The 16,294-nt window shown below is 69.5% G+C and carries 16 protein-coding genes; 9 read left to right on the top strand and 7 right to left on the bottom strand.

Annotation, left to right across the window (positions count from 1 at the left end):
* Window positions 1-33 precede the first annotated feature (33 nt).
* Window positions 34-993 (bottom strand): Acg family FMN-binding oxidoreductase, encoded by a 960-nt coding sequence (locus IE250_RS20130; RefSeq protein ID WP_189671064.1) that lies wholly within the window; start codon window positions 991-993, stop codon window positions 34-36.
* 186 nt (window positions 994-1,179) lie between these two features.
* On the opposite strand from IE250_RS20130, the gene IE250_RS20125 reads away from it, so the two are divergent.
* From IE250_RS20125 to IE250_RS20115, 3 genes are read left to right on the top strand one after another with little or no spacing between them, the layout of a single operon-like run.
* On the top strand, window positions 1,180-1,707 hold the full coding sequence (locus IE250_RS20125) for a flavodoxin family protein (protein WP_189671063.1): 528 nt from the start codon (window positions 1,180-1,182) through the stop codon (window positions 1,705-1,707).
* A gap of 25 nt (window positions 1,708-1,732) precedes the next feature.
* Window positions 1,733-2,518: an HAD family hydrolase gene (locus IE250_RS20120; protein ID WP_189671062.1), complete on the top strand. Its 786-nt coding sequence runs from the start codon at window positions 1,733-1,735 to the stop codon at window positions 2,516-2,518.
* Window positions 2,493-4,931, top strand: coding sequence for a glycoside hydrolase family 65 protein (locus IE250_RS20115; protein WP_189671061.1), 2,439 nt, complete (start codon window positions 2,493-2,495; stop codon window positions 4,929-4,931). The genes IE250_RS20120 and IE250_RS20115 overlap by 26 nt, the downstream gene beginning before the upstream one ends.
* 180 nt (window positions 4,932-5,111) lie before the next feature.
* Here IE250_RS20115 and IE250_RS20110 read toward each other — a convergent pair whose 3' ends face one another.
* From IE250_RS20110 to IE250_RS20100, 3 genes are all read right to left on the bottom strand, one after another.
* Complete coding sequence (locus IE250_RS20110; RefSeq protein ID WP_189671060.1) at window positions 5,112-5,567, bottom strand: GyrI-like domain-containing protein; 456 nt, start codon at window positions 5,565-5,567, stop codon at window positions 5,112-5,114.
* 157 nt (window positions 5,568-5,724) lie between these two features.
* Window positions 5,725-5,910 carry a hypothetical protein gene (locus IE250_RS20105; RefSeq protein ID WP_189671059.1) on the bottom strand — a complete coding sequence of 62 codons (186 nt, stop codon included), beginning with the start codon at window positions 5,908-5,910 and terminating at the stop codon, window positions 5,725-5,727.
* 175 nt (window positions 5,911-6,085) lie between these two features.
* Window positions 6,086-6,967: a universal stress protein gene (locus IE250_RS20100; protein ID WP_189671058.1), complete on the bottom strand. Its 882-nt coding sequence runs from the start codon at window positions 6,965-6,967 to the stop codon at window positions 6,086-6,088.
* A 235-nt stretch (window positions 6,968-7,202) separates the two neighbouring features.
* Here IE250_RS20100 and IE250_RS20095 point away from each other — a divergent pair, with 235 nt between their 5' ends.
* Window positions 7,203-9,821: a cation-translocating P-type ATPase gene (locus IE250_RS20095; protein WP_189671057.1), complete on the top strand. Its 2,619-nt coding sequence runs from the start codon at window positions 7,203-7,205 to the stop codon at window positions 9,819-9,821.
* A gap of 60 nt (window positions 9,822-9,881) precedes the next feature.
* On the opposite strand, the gene IE250_RS20090 is transcribed toward IE250_RS20095, so the two are convergent.
* Window positions 9,882-10,433 (bottom strand): DUF6448 family protein, encoded by a 552-nt coding sequence (locus tag IE250_RS20090; protein ID WP_189671056.1) that lies wholly within the window; start codon window positions 10,431-10,433, stop codon window positions 9,882-9,884.
* 256 nt (window positions 10,434-10,689) lie between these two features.
* Here IE250_RS20090 and IE250_RS20085 point away from each other — a divergent pair, with 256 nt between their 5' ends.
* From IE250_RS20085 to pflA, 5 genes are all read left to right on the top strand, one after another.
* The gene (locus IE250_RS20085) at window positions 10,690-10,896 is read left to right on the top strand and encodes a hypothetical protein (protein ID WP_189671055.1); all 207 of its coding nucleotides are present in this window, start codon (window positions 10,690-10,692) and stop codon (window positions 10,894-10,896) included.
* Between the two features lie 90 nt (window positions 10,897-10,986).
* Window positions 10,987-11,253, top strand: a complete 267-nt coding sequence (locus IE250_RS20080) for a hypothetical protein (protein WP_189671054.1) — start codon at window positions 10,987-10,989, stop codon at window positions 11,251-11,253.
* Entirely contained in the window at window positions 11,254-11,766 is a 513-nt protein-coding gene (locus IE250_RS20075) for an ABC transporter permease family protein (protein WP_189671053.1), read from the top strand. It abuts the gene before it with no gap.
* Window positions 11,767-11,850: 84 nt separating this feature from the next.
* Window positions 11,851-14,133, top strand: coding sequence for a formate C-acetyltransferase (pflB, locus tag IE250_RS20070; RefSeq protein WP_189671052.1), 2,283 nt, complete (start codon window positions 11,851-11,853; stop codon window positions 14,131-14,133).
* Complete coding sequence (gene pflA, locus IE250_RS20065; protein WP_189671051.1) at window positions 14,133-14,969, top strand: pyruvate formate-lyase-activating protein; 837 nt, start codon at window positions 14,133-14,135, stop codon at window positions 14,967-14,969. The genes pflB and pflA overlap by 1 nt, the downstream gene beginning before the upstream one ends.
* A gap of 4 nt (window positions 14,970-14,973) precedes the next feature.
* Here the strand turns inward: pflA and IE250_RS20060 are convergent, their stop codons facing one another.
* Window positions 14,974-15,381: a hypothetical protein gene (locus tag IE250_RS20060; protein ID WP_189671050.1), complete on the bottom strand. Its 408-nt coding sequence runs from the start codon at window positions 15,379-15,381 to the stop codon at window positions 14,974-14,976.
* 27 nt (window positions 15,382-15,408) lie between these two features.
* Window positions 15,409-16,071: a hypothetical protein gene (locus IE250_RS20055; protein ID WP_189671049.1), complete on the bottom strand. Its 663-nt coding sequence runs from the start codon at window positions 16,069-16,071 to the stop codon at window positions 15,409-15,411.
* Window positions 16,072-16,294: the final 223 nt, after the last annotated feature.

Below are 16,294 nucleotides of genomic sequence, written 5' to 3'. Positions count from 1 at the left end.
GCTAAGGACCGGACCGACGTCGCGCGTCGTCCATCACTCGTCGTGGTGCGCGGTCGCTTGGTGGGTGGAGCGGCGAGGTGTGTGCATCGGCAACGAGCTGTACCCCAGCCGCATCAGCATCTGTGGTGCTCCCTCGAGTGACAGGACTCGGCGCAGGTCGTGGCGGGTCGTCGGGTTCTCCAGGACGGTGGTCGCGAACGACGCGTGGACGAAGTAGGTGGTAGCGACCAGCAGCACGTGCTCCAGCGCCTGACCCGCGCAGATCCAGTCCCGGGCAGAGTCACCACGTGTCCAGAGCACCGCCGTCGTGGACCGCTCCTCGAACTGTGTACTCCCCGCGCTGGCGAGGAACCGTCGTACCGGCGCCTGGTCGTTGACTGGCTCCGGGCCGAGCAGCTCCTGGGGGATGCCGTCGGAGCGGTCCGCGTCTGTGGTGGTCCAGGCCGCCTCCTCGCCGCGGGCGACCGGGTCCTCCGCGGCGAGGGCCTCTGCCCGGCGCACGAGTCCCATGACCTCCTCACGCACGGGCTCGGAGGGTTGGATCAGGCGCAGTTCCGCGCCCTCGTCACGGGCAGCCTGCTGGATGGCCATCAGGACGTCTGTGAACAGCGGCTGGTCGTCGAACGGGACTCGTGACGTGGCGCGTCGCGCGATCGCCACGGACAGCTCGAGCTCGTCCATGTTGGGCTCTGGGCCTGGCTCGAGCTCGACCTCGGCAACCAGCAGGTCGTCGGACGGGTCGGGCAGCACCTTGACCGCGGCAGTCAGCGACTCGCGGCGAGCGGCTGTCCTGGCGTTGAACAGGAAGGCTCCGCAGCTGATCAGCATCTCGCGGCCGTGCGGGTCGGAGTGGTGAAGCTGCCGCGACGGATCCGCACGGACGGCCACGATGTGGTCCGTGACCTTCACCTGCCAGGGCTGGGTGTTGAACACGCTCGGAGCGCTCGCCCCTGCCCTCAGGATCCTCTCCACCCGTGCGTCGACGACATCCATGACCTTCTCCCTTCAGGTGACCGTCTGCCGGATGTATTGACCGCTCCGCGGCCGGCAATCCCAGTCTCCGTGAGCGGGCAGGCTCTGGGCAGGGACCAACGTCCCGCAGACCCGGGCCGGACGCCCCTGACATCCCATGGCGTCAGCAAAGGAGTGTGGAACTACCAATCACAGGAGGTAATTGCGATGCGCGCGCTCGTGGTCTACGAGTCCATGTTCGGCAACACCGAGGCGGTCGCGCGGGCGATCGGGGAGGGGATCGAGGCGTCGATGCACGCCGACGTCGTCGAGGTGGGGGCGGCGCCCGTCACCGTGCCTGCCGACGTCACGCTGTTGGTGGTCGGCGGGCCGACCCACGCCTTCAGCATGTCGCGCCCAACGACCAGGCGTGATGCCGCCCAGCGGTCCGCAGCCGTCGTCTCACGCGATCGCGGCATCCGCGAGTGGCTCGGCGCTCTTCCAGGAGTCAAGGCTGAGACGGAAGCCACGACGTTCGACACCCGGGTGGCCTCGCGCATCCCGGGCTCCGCAGCGCGCGCGGCGAGCCGCCGGCTGGACCGGCTGGGTTACTCCCTCGTCGCCGCTCCCGCAAGCTTCCGGGTCACCGACATTGCCGGTCCTCTGGTCGACGGCGAGCTTGATCGAGCCCGAGTGTGGGGGAGCGTTCTGGGCGCCGAGACCGCGGCGCGACGGCCCAGCAGACCGATCTCCTGACTCCACAGTGAAAGGGGATGACGACGTGACAACGACGCGCCGCGCCAGGCTGGACCTGGGGGCCATCGACGCCGTCGTCCTCGACACGGACGGCGTCATCACGGACACCGCTCGCATTCATGCGGCAGCCTGGAAGCGAGCGTTCGACGAGCTGCTCCGGGACCAAGGTCCTCGGGCCGGTGTCAGCTTGCCGCCGTTCGACGTCGAAGCCGACTACGTGCGCTTCGTCGACGGCCGGTCGCGAGAAGACGGTGCCCGTGGCTTCCTCGGCTCGCGGGGGATCGCGCTGCCCGAGCTGGGCGAAGACGGGGCGGATACCCTCGAGTCGCTGCTGAACCGGAAGAACCGATACTTCCTTGACGAGGTCCGGGACCACGGGGTCCAGGCGTTCGGGTCCACGCTGGCCTTCCTGCACGAACTGCGGGATCGCGGGACCGCCATCGCGGCCGTGTCGGCGAGCCGCAACTGCGGGCCGGTGCTGCGGGCCGCGGGTGTGGAGGCCCTGGTGGACGTGAGGGTGGACGGTCTCGACGCAGAGCGGCTCGGGCTCGCGGGTAAACCGGACCCGGCATTGTTCCTGGAGGCCGCGAGGCGTCTCGCGGTGCCGCCCGGCCGCTGCGCGCTGATCGAGGACGCCCTGGTCGGCATCGAGGCCGGCCACCGGGGCGGGTTCGGACTGGTGATCGGCGTGGACCGGCACGGCCGGATCAGCGAGGACATGGCGGGCCGAGGAGCCCATGTCGTGGTCGGCGACCTCGCCGACCTCACCGTGGCGGGGAGGCACGATGCAACACGTCACCCTGTCGTATGAGGGCTTCGACCCAGCCGCCGAAGGCCTGAGGGAGGCCCTGTGCACCCTGGGAAACGGCTATGTCGCCACCCGGGGCGCCGCACCGGAGTCGCCGGCCGACGGCGTGCACTACCCGGGCACGTACTTCGCCGGCTGCTACGACCGGCTGACGTCGACGGTGGCAGGCCGCGCGGTCGAGAACGAGGACCTGGTCAACGCACCGAACTGGCTGCCGCTCACCTTCCGTACGCCCGGACAGGACTGGCTGAGCCTTGCCGGGGGAGACGTCCTGGAACACCGGCAGGATCTCGACACACGACGAGGGCTGCTGACCCGGCGAACCCGTTTTCGCGACTCGGTCGGCCGGGTGCTCGCCGTTACCCAACGGCGGCTGGTGTCGATGCACGACCCGCACGTCGCTGCCCTGGAGACGACATTCGTCGCGGAGAACTGGTCGGGGCGGCTCGAGGTCCGCGCAGGCCTCGACGGTCGGGTGTCCAACTCCGGGGTCGCGCGGTACCGGGACCTCGACGGCCGGCATCTCGTCCCCGTCGCGGAGGGCTACGACAGGGACGAGGGCGTCGCCTGGTTACAGGTCCGCACCGCCACGTCGCAGATCCGGATCGCACAGGCGATGACGGTCGTGGTCAATGACCGGTCGAAGCCGGTGACCGCCACGTTCGACCACACTGCCGGCGAGTCGGCCGTGCGGCTGTGGCTGGACATGGCCCAGGGCGTGCCGGTGACGGTCGAGAAGCGGGTAGCGATGTATACCTCGCAGGACCAGGCGATCTCCGAGTCCCTGCACGCCGCCCGGCGGCACGCGGTCCGCATCCCGCCCTTCGACGAGCTGCTGGCGGACCACGTGCGCGCCTGGGAACGCCTCTGGCGGACGAGCGAGGTGGCCGTACCTGGTGACTCGCAGCTGGCGTTGAACCTGTACGTCTTCCATCTGCTGCAGACCCTGTCCGAGCACACGACGCAGCTCGACGTCGGCATGCCTGCACGCGGCCTGCACGGCGAGGCCTATCGGGGGCACATCTTCTGGGACGAGTTGTTCGTGTTCCCGTTCCTGCTCCTGCGCTTGCCCCAGGTGGCTCGGTCGTTGCTCATGTACCGGTGGCGACGGCTGCCACGGGCGCGGCGCGCGGCAGCCGAAGCCGGTTACCGGGGCGCGATGTATCCGTGGCAGAGCGGAAGCGACGGCAGGGACGAGACGCAGCGAATGCATCTCAACCCGGTGTCCGGCCGGTGGCTCGAGGACCACACCGATCTGCAGCGGCACGTGGGGATCGCGGTGGCGCACAACGTCTGGCAGTACTACCAGGCCAGTGGCGATCTCGCGTTCCTGCATGGCTACGGCACCGAGATGCTCGTGGAGATAGCCCGGTTCTGGTGCAGCCTCGCGACCTACGACGCCGCCGCGGACCGGTACGACATTCGGGGCGTGGTCGGACCCGACGAGTACCACGACCGATACCCGGACGCGGACCGCCCCGGGATCGACAACAACGCGTACACGAACGTCATGGTCACCCGGGTGCTCCGGTACGCCCTGGAGGCCCTGGCGCTGCTGCCCGAGCGGGAGCGGAAGGCCCTGCGGTCGCGTCTGAGGCTGACCGAGCACGAGACGGATCTGTTCGACCACGTCAGCCGGCGGATGCGGGTGGTGTTCCACGGCGACGGTGTGATCAGCCAGTTCGAGGGTTACGACCGGCTCGCGGAGCTGGACTGGCCGGCGTACCGGTCGCGTTACGGCGTCGTCCGGCGGCTCGACCGGATCCTGGAGGCGGAGAACGACTCGGTGAACCGCTACCAGGCGTCCAAGCAGGCGGACGTCCTGATGCTCCTGTTCCTCCTCGGCGAGCGAGGCGTGCTCGACGCTCTGGCAGCGCTCGGCTACCAGCTCGACCGCGCCGCGCTGGACCGCACGGTGGACTACTACCTGGCGCGCACGAGCCACGGATCGACCCTGAGCGCGGTCGTGCACGCCTGGGTGCTTGCCAGCCGGGACCGCAGCGCCTCGTGGCGGTTCTTCCGTGAGGCGCTCGACAGCGACATCGGCGACGTCCAGGGTGGAACGACCGCCGAGGGGATACACCTCGGCGCGATGGCCGGAGCCGTCGACCTGGTCCAGCGCTGCTACACGGGGCTGGACGTCACCGGTGGCGTGCTCCGGCTGGAGCCACTGCTGCCCGACGAGCTCGACGCCCTGGAGCTCCGGCTCCGCTACCGGGACCACTGGGGCATCACCGTGCGCTGTGCCCACGACGGTGTCTCCGTCGGCATGGAGCGCTCGCGGCAGCTGCCGATCACCGTGGCCCTCGACGGCCAGCAACGGGCGCTGGCGCCGGGCGAGATCTGGGAGGTTCGCTGGAGAGACGAGAGCAGAGACCGCAGACCCCCTGCCGGCGAAGGTCCCGTGGACCCGTGACGGTCGACCCTGCCAGGGACGTCGTCGTGCCCGGCAGGCTCGAGGGAGCGACTCAACAACGGCGCAGAGGATGCGCCGGTCGAGGTCATTCCCTTGAAGCGCGAACCGAGCACGGCACAGCGCGTGCTGGAGAGCTCGGGAGAGATCCTGAAGAACTGACGCGGACAGCCCTGTCCCGGCTCAGCCCACCGGGTACACGATGCGAGTCTGCCAGTGGCTGGGATCCGCTCCGCTCTCAGGTCCGACGAGATACTCCTCCCACATCACTGTCGGCGGCGTCATCCCGTTCTCCTCGAACCAGGCAGTGAGCTCCTCGTAGGTGTCCGACAGGCCGTCGTAGGACCCTTCGTGGATCACCTCGACCGTTGCGCCCCCAGGGAGCATCGCGACGACGACGTCGTCCGACGGTGCGGCCCCTGTGGGGACCGGGAACCCGGCCGTCACCTCGAACGTCCCCTCGCTCATGCCCTCGTAAAGGGCCACGGGCGGCCCTGCCGGGTCCACACCCCGCGCTTCGAGAGCTTCGCCGGCTGCCGTCATGGCACGGGGGAAGAAATCTCTGAGTTCTTCCATCCGCACCGATTCGTGCAGGCCCACTATCTCCTGCGCTACCCGCTCTCCCCGAACGATCTCCATGCCGTCCCCTGATCATTGATGCCTGGACGCCAGGGAGGCCGGCGCTATCAGGACCGGCTCATGGCGTTGGGGTGAGCGCATCCCGGCCTTCCAGAACTCGAACAATGCGGGATCGGACCACTCGAGAGTGTGAGCTGCGGACCCGAGCTGGAGCGGGTCAGCCACCGAGCGCCGCGAACGCCTCGTACACCATGAACGCCGGCCAGAAGATGCCCTGGACAACCGCCCACACGAATTCCCAGAACCCGTCAGCCTGCTGCCAGAAATAGACCCACGCCCCGAAGATGCCAAGCCCGTAGATCGCGCCGCCGCCTGCGGCGGCACCCGCGTTCCGATCTCCCATCGCGCACCTCCCTCCCCAGGCTATGTCCGCAGGGCGGCGGCCGACACCTGACCGGCTGTCGGTTCCTCCTGGACCATCAGGACGACCGCCTTCTCCTGAACGCCGGCCTCTAAACCAGGCCGGCGCGAACAGTGGCGCCGCAACCGGGAGTCGTTCGCCGGACGGGGCCTCCCGGTCAGGCGACCAGATGACGACGTGCGTGCACGACCACGACCGGGCACGGCGCACCGCGCACCACGGCTTCGGGCACGCTGCGCAGCAGGCGACCGGTGACAGCCGAATGGCTCCGTCCGCCGACCACCAGCATGTCGTACCGGGTCAGGCCGTGGAGCAGGTTTGCGACCGGGTCCCCGCGGCGGATCACTACCGTGTAGGTGACCTGGGGGTACTTGTCAGACCACCGGCCAAGCCGGTCGGCCAGGTCCGCCGCTGCGGCCTCGTGCCACGACGCTGCCACGGGGTCCATGTCGAGCAGCGCGGACGAGATCGGGTCTGTCCCCGTGACGTGCACCACCTCGAGGGGGCACCCGCGCGCGTCCGCCTCCGCGAATGCTGTACCCAGGGCGTCCGGGTCGTCGACGGACCCTGCTCCTACCCTGATCCGGCGGGGATCGTCGGTCGCTGCGCCGGCTGGCACCACCGCGACCGTACCGGGCGCGGCCGCCGCCAGTGCTGAGGACGTGGACCCGAGCAGTGCACGGTCGAACGCGCCGCGGCCGCGGCGCCCCACCACGACGATGTTTTCGTTGTTCGACAGCTCGGCAAGGACGCGGGCGGCGTTCCCCGGCAGGACGAGCACCTCGACGTCCCTGCCTCCCGGGCGCCATCCACCGAGCCGGTCTCGCGCTGCACGGGCCGCGCGGCGTGCCTGCTCCCGTGCGTCCTCGATGAGACTGCTCGTGCCCGGGCCGGCCTCGGGCGGAACGGGGTGCACAGCCACCACCGTCAGACGGGCTCCATGCCGATCGGCGGTCAGGGTCGCCCAGTTCAGCGCCGACAGGCTCTCCTGCGAGCCGTCGACTCCGACGACGATGCCCCGGTACCAGGTGTAGTTCATGATCGTCCTCCTCTGCTCACCATCAGGACACCAGCCGGCCGACTTTGCGTGGCAGAGACGGGCGGCCCCGAACAGTAGGACCAAGGTCCCCCGGACGCGGAGGTCGACGGCGCGGGCGAAGTTCAGGCGGCGCCGAAGGTCCCGTCGAACGGTGACCGTCGACCCTGTCGGCTCGTCGTCGTCAGCGGGCATAGTGTCGGAGCAGGGACGTGACCAGAGCGCATCTGGAGTGACGATGGAGACGGTCGACACGAATACACCGGGCGTCGGGGAACGTGTCGGCCTGTCATCGTCCCAGGCGGCTCATCGCCTCCAGGATCTGGGCCCGAACCTGGTTCCGAAGCCTCGTCCGCCGTCTCCTGTGAGACTGCTCCTGGGGCAGATGGTCCATTTCTTCGCCCTGCTTCTCTGGGCCGCGGCGGTTCTCGCGTGGATCGCCGACATGCCCGAGCTCGCGGTCGCCATCGCCGTGGTGGTGGTCGTCAACGGCGCCTTCGCGTTCCTGCAGGAGTATCGGGCAGACAAGGCCGGCCAGAAGCTGCTCGAGCTGATGCCGGCCCTGGCGATCGTCCTGCGCGACGGGCGCCGTCGACAGGTCCCCGTACGGGACATCGTGGTCGGGGACGTGCTAATCCTGGAGGCCGGCGACGGGGTGGCCGCGGACGGCCGCGTGGTCTCCGTGACCGGGCTCGCAGTCGACGAGTCGGCGCTGACCGGCGAGAGCACCACTACCCATCCATCGCCGGGGGACGACGTCCATGCCGGGACCTACGTGGTCGAGGGTGAGGCGGCCGTCGAGGTCACCGCTACCGGGGCGGCGACGGAGCTGGCGCACATCATGGCTCTCACCCGGACGGCGAGCCGTTCCGCGAGTCCGCTCGCGATCCGGCTACGGCGCGTCGTGCGCATGATCGCAGGGATCGCCATCGCCGTCGGCGTCGCGTTCTTCATCGTCTCCCAGATGCTCGGCATGCCGGCGTCCGACGGGTTCCTCTTCGCCGTCGGCGTCATGGTCGCGCTGGTCCCGGAAGGACTGCTGCCGACCGTAACTCTTTCGCTGGCGCGGGGCGCGCAGCGGATGGCGTCCCGCAACGCGTTGGTCCGTCGCCTCGACTCGGTGGAGACCATGGGCTCCACGACTTTCATCTGCACCGACAAGACCGGCACGCTGACCCGCAACGAGATGTCGGTCGTCGAGGTATGGACGCCCGAGGGAACAGCGTCCGTCGTCGGTCACGGGTACGCGCCCACCGCTCGCATCAACGCCGAGAACGGCGTGGTTCCGGCCCTCCGCGACGTCGCACTGGCGGCCGTGCGGTGCTCGACCGGACGGATGGTCCGCAGTGGCGAGCAGTGGACGGCGCACGGTGACCCGATGGAGGTCGCCCTGCACGTGCTCGCCCTGCGCACCGGTGTCGACATGCCTGCCGAGGAGACAGAGCGGCCGCTGCGCAGGCGCCTGCCGTTCGACTCCCGCCGCCGCCGCATGTCGGTCGTCGCCGGAGATCGGGTCTACGTCAAGGGCGCACCGGACTCGGTCCTCGCGCTCACCTCCGCGGGCGACGACGCTGTCCGTGCCGTGGCCGAAATGGCGGCGCGGGGTCTGCGAGTCCTGGCGATCGCACGCCGCGATGCTGGCGCGGCGGACCAGGACGCGCCCCTGCCCGATGTGGAGAAGGACCTGGAGCTGCTCGGTCTCGTCGGTCTGGAGGACCCGCCCCGCGACGACGTCCACGCCGCGGTGGCCGCGTGCCGCAGCGCGGGCATCAAGCTCGCCATGATCACCGGCGACCACCTCGGCACGGCGACGGCGATCGCCCAAGAGGTGGGGTTGCTGCGGGACGGGCCGGTCCTGGAAGGGTCCGACCTTCCCGCGGACGACGATGCGCTCGGTGAGTTGGTCGACAGGGACGGAGTGGTGATCGCCCGTGTCACGCCCGAGGACAAGTTGCGGATCGCCCGCGCCCTCCATGCCCGGGGGCACGTGGTCGCGATGACGGGTGACGGGGTCAATGACGGGCCGGCGCTACGCGAGGCCGACATCGGTATCGCCATGGGCCGCAGCGGCTCCGACGTTGCCCGCGAGGCCGCGGACGTGGTGCTCCTGGACGACAACTTCGCGACCATCGTCGCCGCCGTCGAGCTGGGCCGTGCGACGTTCGCCAACATCCGCCGGTTCCTGACATATCACCTAACCGACAACGTCGCCGAGCTCACGCCGTTCCTGATCTGGGCACTCAGCGGCGGCAACGTGCCCCTCGCCCTGACCGTGCTGCAGATCCTCGCCCTTGACATCGGCACCGATCTGCTGCCCGCACTCGCCCTCGGTGCGGAGCCACCCAGCCGCAGGACGATGCGGCAGCCGCCGTCCATCGGCGCGCTGATCGACCGCGGTGTGCTGGTGCGGGTCTTCGGCGTCCTCGGTCCGGCCGAGGCGGTCGTCGAGATGGCGGCGTTCTTCGTGGTTCTCGCCCTGGCCGGCTGGACCGTCGGCGCCGAACCGTCCGCGCAGACTCTGGCGGCCGCCTCCGGCGCAGCCTTCGCCGCCGTCGTCCTGGGGCAGCTCGGCAACGCCTTCGCCTGCCGCAGCGAGTATCGCTGGGCCGGGGCGCTCCGGATGACCGGCAACCCGATGCTGCTCTGGGCGGTCGCGATCGAGCTCGTCCTGCTCGCTGTGTTCCTGGCGCCCCCGTTGGCCGGCCTGCTCGGCGGCAGCCCGCCACCCGCCGCGGGCTGGGCGGTGGCGCTCCTCGCGCCGGTGGCCGTCGTCCTTGCGGACGCCTCCGTCAAGGCCGTACGAGCACGCCGGCGCCCCACAGGACCCCGCCCAGGCCGATCCGGTTCTCGAGGATGAACATCCACCAGAACATCCACCCGGCCGGTGTTCGGTGGTCGAGGACGCGCTGGTCGGTATCTACACGTGGGTGTGGCCGCGGTTCTCGCCGTCGTCCTGCTCGGCGTGCGCGGGAGCGTGCATCGCCTGCAGCAGATGGTGGCTGTACACCTGGAAGCCGAGCATCGCCTCGACCCACTCCCGGCCATCAGCCACCGACCGGCCTTTGGCCGCGGAGAGGGTGTTGACCTTGTGCAAGCGGTGCGTGAGCTCGTCGTGCAGCACGCGGGTCAGGAACTCCGCCACCGGCTCCGGTGACCCGGTGGTGATCGCCCGCTCGGTGAGCGGGATCACCGGTCCGACGTCGAGCCCGGCGGGCTTCACGCCGGTGAACGGGGCGCCCTCGGCGGCGCGGTGGATCCGGACGACGGTCTCGAAGAACAGCCGGTCGGCGACCTCACGGGCTTCCTCGCTCAGGCCGCGTACCGGCAGCACGCTGTCGAAAGCCGCGCGGACGTCGTCCTCCCAGCGCTCGGGGACGAACGGCAGAACCAGGTCGACGTCGCCGGCCTCGAGTGCCTGTCGGGCGGCGGTGACGACGGGTCCGTCAAGTGAATCGCAGTGAGGAGGCATCTTGGCAGCTCCATTCAGAGGCGGGGGGTGCGCGGGCCGGCACCCGCGACGAGAGGTCACGTTCAGCATCGCTCCTGCGGGCGGGGGCGAGGCAGGGGGCGAAGGGCCCAATGTCGACGGCGAAGGTCCCGTCGACCCACCACGCCAGATGGCCCTGTCCCAACCCGTGCGGCGCGAGGCGTGGGGGTGCACGGTGGAGTCATAGCACCCGCGACGTCGCGCCGGCGGGCGCGCACGTCCAACGAGGAGGACAATCATGAAGACCATCCGCGCCGGCGTCGCAGCAGCTCTGCTCGTGTTCTTGTCGGCCGGCACGACTCCCGCGTCAGCGGCTCCCGACGCGGGAGGCTTCGGACAGCACGTGGTTCAGTGTGCCCAGCTCGCCGGCTTTGACGGGATGCACAACCCGGGCATGCACCAAGGCGTCACCGGATGGGAGCCTGATCACGTGTGCCCGGCGTGACACCTGAGGCTGGGCCGGGCAGCAGGTCGGGAACGTCGTGACCCGCGCGCGAATGACGACGCTGCCCTGCCGCACCTCATGAGTACCCCGATGAGCCACGACCACAACCACTTCGGCGCGGACACGCGGGCAACGGAGCCGGCCGCGCCGGCCCGGAGCGGCGGCGGCCTGGAACGCCGTCACGCAGGGATCGCGACCGTCGCCGGGCTTACTCCGCACGTGTTGCACCACATCGGTCTGTTCGCCGGGGCCTTCCTGGTCACCGGCCGCCGACGAGTGGCCGTGGACGCGTTGCTCGCAGACCAGCACGACCTGACGCTCGGCGACCAACTGCCAGTGCCGGGGCACCCGATGTGAGTGGTCGGGCTGACCGACGACACCGCGCTGTTCATGACGCCGCTGCTGTTCACCACGACGGCCGGGCTGGACCAGATGCTGCAGGCGACCGGGACCACCGGCGCGATTCTGGTGACCACATCCGACCCTGCCGGGGTCAGCAACCGGCTCGAAGCGGCGGGGTTCACGGTGCGGAGCCCGGCCGGGCTGCACGATGCGTCGCTGCAGCTGGCGACCGACATCTACGGATCCCCGGTGCGGCTCATGGTCGGCGTCGCGTTCGCGGCCGGCACCCTCATCGTCGCGCTCGTCGCGTACACCCAGGTCACGGAGCAGCAGCGCGAGCTCGTCGTCCTCAAGGCGCTCGGGGCGACACTGCGCCGGCTGCGCAGGATCGCGGTGGGCCAGCCGGCGCAGGTGCGCGCAGCCGCAAGGGCGGCAGAAGCTGATCTCGCGACGGGACTTTCGTCAGAGCACGAGGGACCTTCGCCACTGCTTCGGGTCGGGTCCGCCGGGGTGGTATTTGAACTGTAAGCCCTATAGCCGGACGCCGGCCCTCGGGCCCGACCTCGGAGTCCCTCGCTTGTCAAGGTGTCCCAGCGAAAGCAGGTGCAGACCATGAGCATCGTTCACGAAGTACCGGCCACACCGGCGTCGGCCAGCGAGCCGTACGGATCGGCCTGGTCAGGGTTCTCCGGCGGGCCCTGGCAGGATCACGTGGACGTGCGCGACTTCATCCAGCGCAACTACACCCCGTACGAGGGCGACGCCACCTTCCTCGCCGGGCCGACCACCCGCACCACGCACGTGTGGGACACCGTTAGCGCGATGTTCCCGGCCGAACGGGCCAGAGGCGTGTACGACGTCGATCCGCACACCCCCGCAGGCATCACTGCCCACGCGCCCGGTTACATCGACCGGGACGCGGAGCTGATCTTCGGCCTGCAGACGGACGCGCCGCTGAAGCGCGCGATCATGCCGAACGGCGGCTGGCGTCTGGTCGAGACGTCATTGGCGACCTACGGCTACGGCGTGGACGAGTCCGTCAAGGAGACGTTCACCAAGTACCGCAAGACCCACAACGAGGGTGTCTTCGACGCCTACTCGCCGGACGTTCGCGCCGCGCGGCGCAGCCACATCGTCACGGGCCTGCCGGACGCCTATGGCCGGGGGCGGATCATCGGTGACTACCGCCGGGTGGCCCTGTACGGCGTCGACGCCCTGATCGACGCCAAGAGGGCGGACAAGCTCAGCCTCGACGCGCAGCCATTCAGTGAGAAGGTCGTCCGCGAACGGGAGGAGCATGCCGAGCAGCTCCGCGCGCTGGGCGAGCTCAAGCAGATGGCCGCCTCGTACGGGTACGACATCTCTCGCCCGGCCACGACGGCCCGATCGGCGGTGCAGTGGCTGTACTTCGCCTACCTGGGTGCGGTAAAGGAGCAGAACGGCGCCGCGATGTCGCTGGGCCGTACCTCGACGTTCCTGGACGTGTACTTCCAGCGCGACCTCTCGGCCGGCCTGATCACCGAGGAGGAGGCGCAGGAACTCATCGACGACTTCGTCATCAAGCTGCGAATCGTGCGCTTCCTGCGCACCCCGGAGTACGACACGCTCTTCTCGGGCGACCCGACCTGGGTCACCGAGACCGTCGGCGGGATGGGGGACGACGAGCGCACCCTGGTCACCAAGACCTCGTTCCGCTACCTGCAGACCCTGTACAACCTCGGCCCGGCACCCGAGCCGAACCTCACGGTGTTCTGGAGCCAGGACCTACCGCGCGGCTTCAAGGACTTCTGCGCCCAGGTGTCCATCGACACGAGCGCCCTGCAGTACGAGTCGGACCGCCAGATCCGGGCCGCCTGGGGCGACGACGCCGCGATCGCGTGCTGCGTCTCCCCGATGGCCGTCGGCAAGCAGATGCAGTTCTTCGGCGCTCGGGTGAACCTCGCCAAGGCCCTCTTGTACGCCATCAACGGCGGACGAGACGAGGTCAGCGGCGCTCAGGTCATGCCGGCGTTCCCGCCCGTCGCGGCCGGCCGGCCGCTCGAGTACGACGACATACGACGCCGCCTCGACACGACCATGGACTGGCTCGCGGCGACCTACGTGGAGGCACTCAACGTCATCCACTACATGCACGACAAGTACGCGTACGAACGCCTGGAGATGGCGCTGCACGACCGCGACGTGCTGCGCACGATGGCCTGCGGCATCGCGGGGCTGGCGGTCACGGCGGACTCCCTGAGCGCCGTGAAGTACGCCCGCGTCATGCCGCTGTTCGACGACCGTGGCGTCGTGGTCGATTACGACGTCTCCGGATCCTTCCCGGTCTACGGGAACGACGACGACCGGGCTGACGCCATCGCCGTGGAGCTCGTCGAGTCCTTCATGGACAAGATCCGCCGCCACCCGACGTACCGCGACGCGGTGCCCACGCAGTCGGTCCTGACTATCACGTCGAACGTCGTCTACGGCAAGGCCACGGGCAATACGCCCGACGGGCGGCGGGCGGGCGAGCCGTTCTCCCCGGGCGCGAACCCGATGAACGGCCGCGACACTCACGGCATGCTCGCCTCGGCGCTGTCGGTGGCCAAGCTGCCGTACCGCGAGGCACAGGACGGCATCTCGCTGACGAGCACCGTGGTGCCGTCGGGCCTGGGCCGAACGCGCGAGGAGCAGGTCGCCAACCTGGCCGGCCTGCTGGACGCGTCGGTTGGTCTCGACGGGTATCACATGAACGTCAACGTGCTGAACCGCGCGACCCTTGAGGACGCCATGGAGCACCCCGAGGACTACCCGCAGCTGACGATCCGGGTCTCCGGGTACGCCGTCAACTTCGTCCGGCTGACGCGCGAGCAGCAGCTCGACGTGCTGAGCAGGACCTTCCACGGGGCTCTGTGATGACACTCCTGGCACCCGCCCGCACCGGGCCCGACGTCCGGTCCCTCCAGTTGGCCGCCATGCGGTCCGGTGAGTTGGGCTCGGTGCACTCGTGGGAGCTGGTCACCGCCGTCGACGGGCCCGGCACCCGGCTCACGGTGTTCCTGGCCGGCTGCCCGCTGCGCTGCCTGTACTGCCACAACCCTGACATGCTCGCGCTGGAGGACGGCGAGCCCGTCACGGCCGAGGAAATCCTCGCGCGGGTGCGGCGCTACCTGCCGGTGTTCCGGGCCACCGGCGGCGGCCTGACACTGTCCGGCGGCGAGGTACTCATGCAGCCGGCCTTCGCGGCCCGTGTGCTGCACGGTGCGAAGGAGCTGGGGGTACATACGACGCTGGACACCTCCGGATACCTCGGTGCCAACCTCACCGACCGGATGCTCGCCGATACCGACCTGATCCTGCTCGACGTGAAGTCCGGCGACCCGGACACGTACCGCCGGGTCACGGGCGGCGAGCTCGAGCCCACACTCACATTCGGGCGGCGTCTCGCCAGGGTCGGCCTGCCGGACGCCGGAGGCTACGCCCCCGAGGTCTGGGTCCGGTTCGTCCTGGTTCCCGGCCTGACTGACGACGCCAAGAACGTCGAGCGCGTCGCCGCCTATGTGGATGAGCTGAACGGGATCCGGCCCGGCACCGTGACCCGCGTCGAGGTGCTGCCCTTCCACCAGATGGGCCGCTACAAGTGGGCCGCGCTCGGTCGCACCTACGCGCTAGAGACGACCCAGCCACCATCGGTCGAGCTGACCGAGCGAGTGCGGGACCAGTTCCGGGCGCATGGCCTGAGGACGTACTGATGACTCAACGGATCCCGAAGAACGCTGCCAGCGACGAATCGGGACGCAGCCCGACCCAAAGGATGCCGACGTTCAGCAGCACCGCGAGGACGTAATAGGGGTGAAAGTACAGGATCAGCGCCACCAGACCAATGATCGCGCCGGCAATCGCCAACGGAATCCACCACGCAACGGGAACCAGGAACCCGAGGAACCCGAGCCCAGCGCCCAGCAGCAGTAGACCCGCGACCAGCCAGATCACGCCGCCCGGCCATCCCATCCCGGGAAAGATCCACGACTGACCCAGCTCGGACGGCCACCACCGCAGCCAACGCGGGTTCGGAATATTGCCTTGTGGGGCGAACGATCCCGCAGAGATGGCCAGTGTGATCAACCCGTGCACGATCAGCAGGACTCCGAACAGGGTATGCATCTGATGAATCCATTCTCTAGCGGGGACTCATCGCGCTATCGACGTGGCGCGGCGGCGCAACCCGCGCAGCATGCCGCGAGACATCACGAAGTCGGCGGGGATGATCACAAGGTGCGCGCCGGCCGTGAGCCACCAGGGGCGTGTTCGGGCACGCCACCGGAACACCAACCGCGTGGCGCGCCCGTCGTCGACCGGCGTGAGCCGGAAGCTCCAGGTCCAATGCAGGTGTGCCAGTCTGCGCTGTCGCCATGAGAGCGGCAGGTGCGTCGTCGACTCGAGGAGCAGCCGCCGACCGGGCTCGACCTCACGGACGAGGAACCCGCACTCGGTCTCCGGCGCGCCGTCCGGCACGAAGTCCCCGATCTTCAGGGTCTGGTAGCTGTCGAGGATGTGTTGGGCGCTCGGCCAGTTGTCAGGGAACAGGAGCAAGTCGACCCATCGCGGCGTGTACCAGCCGCCACGATGCCACCCGACCTGCACCAACCACGGCCAGATGTTGTCGGGCGCCGTAGGAATGCTGGCCGCATGCGTGGCGCCGACCTGCGGATGCTGCACGAATTCGTCGCCGGGCATCATCGCCCTGCGCTCGGTCGCGGTCGACCCGTAGCTGCGCCCAAGCCACTGCAGCGCCAGATACCCGGCCAGCAGCGACATGACGGCCGCGATCCTACGGGAGCGATGTGCTGACATGCGCCGATCCTCCGCTTCTGCCGGGGTCGCGATCCAGAGTCAAGTCACTTGCGGGGAGCCTGGCGGCCGACGCGGTCATCGGGATGCCGCCGCGCCTGCGCGTGCATCACATCAATCATCCGGGATGCTCCCGGAACTCATCTCTGTAGCCAATCGTCATGGCGAGGTCGCCGCAACCGAACGGTTGGGTGTCACGCCGTTGGCTCGGGGAAAGGAGTCGGTG

This window comes from Promicromonospora soli (assembly GCF_014653785.1).
Taxonomy (GTDB): domain Bacteria; phylum Actinomycetota; class Actinomycetes; order Actinomycetales; family Cellulomonadaceae; genus Promicromonospora; species Promicromonospora soli.
The sequence above is the reverse complement of the archived record's forward strand: the minus strand, read 5'-3'. Positions and strand labels throughout refer to the sequence as shown.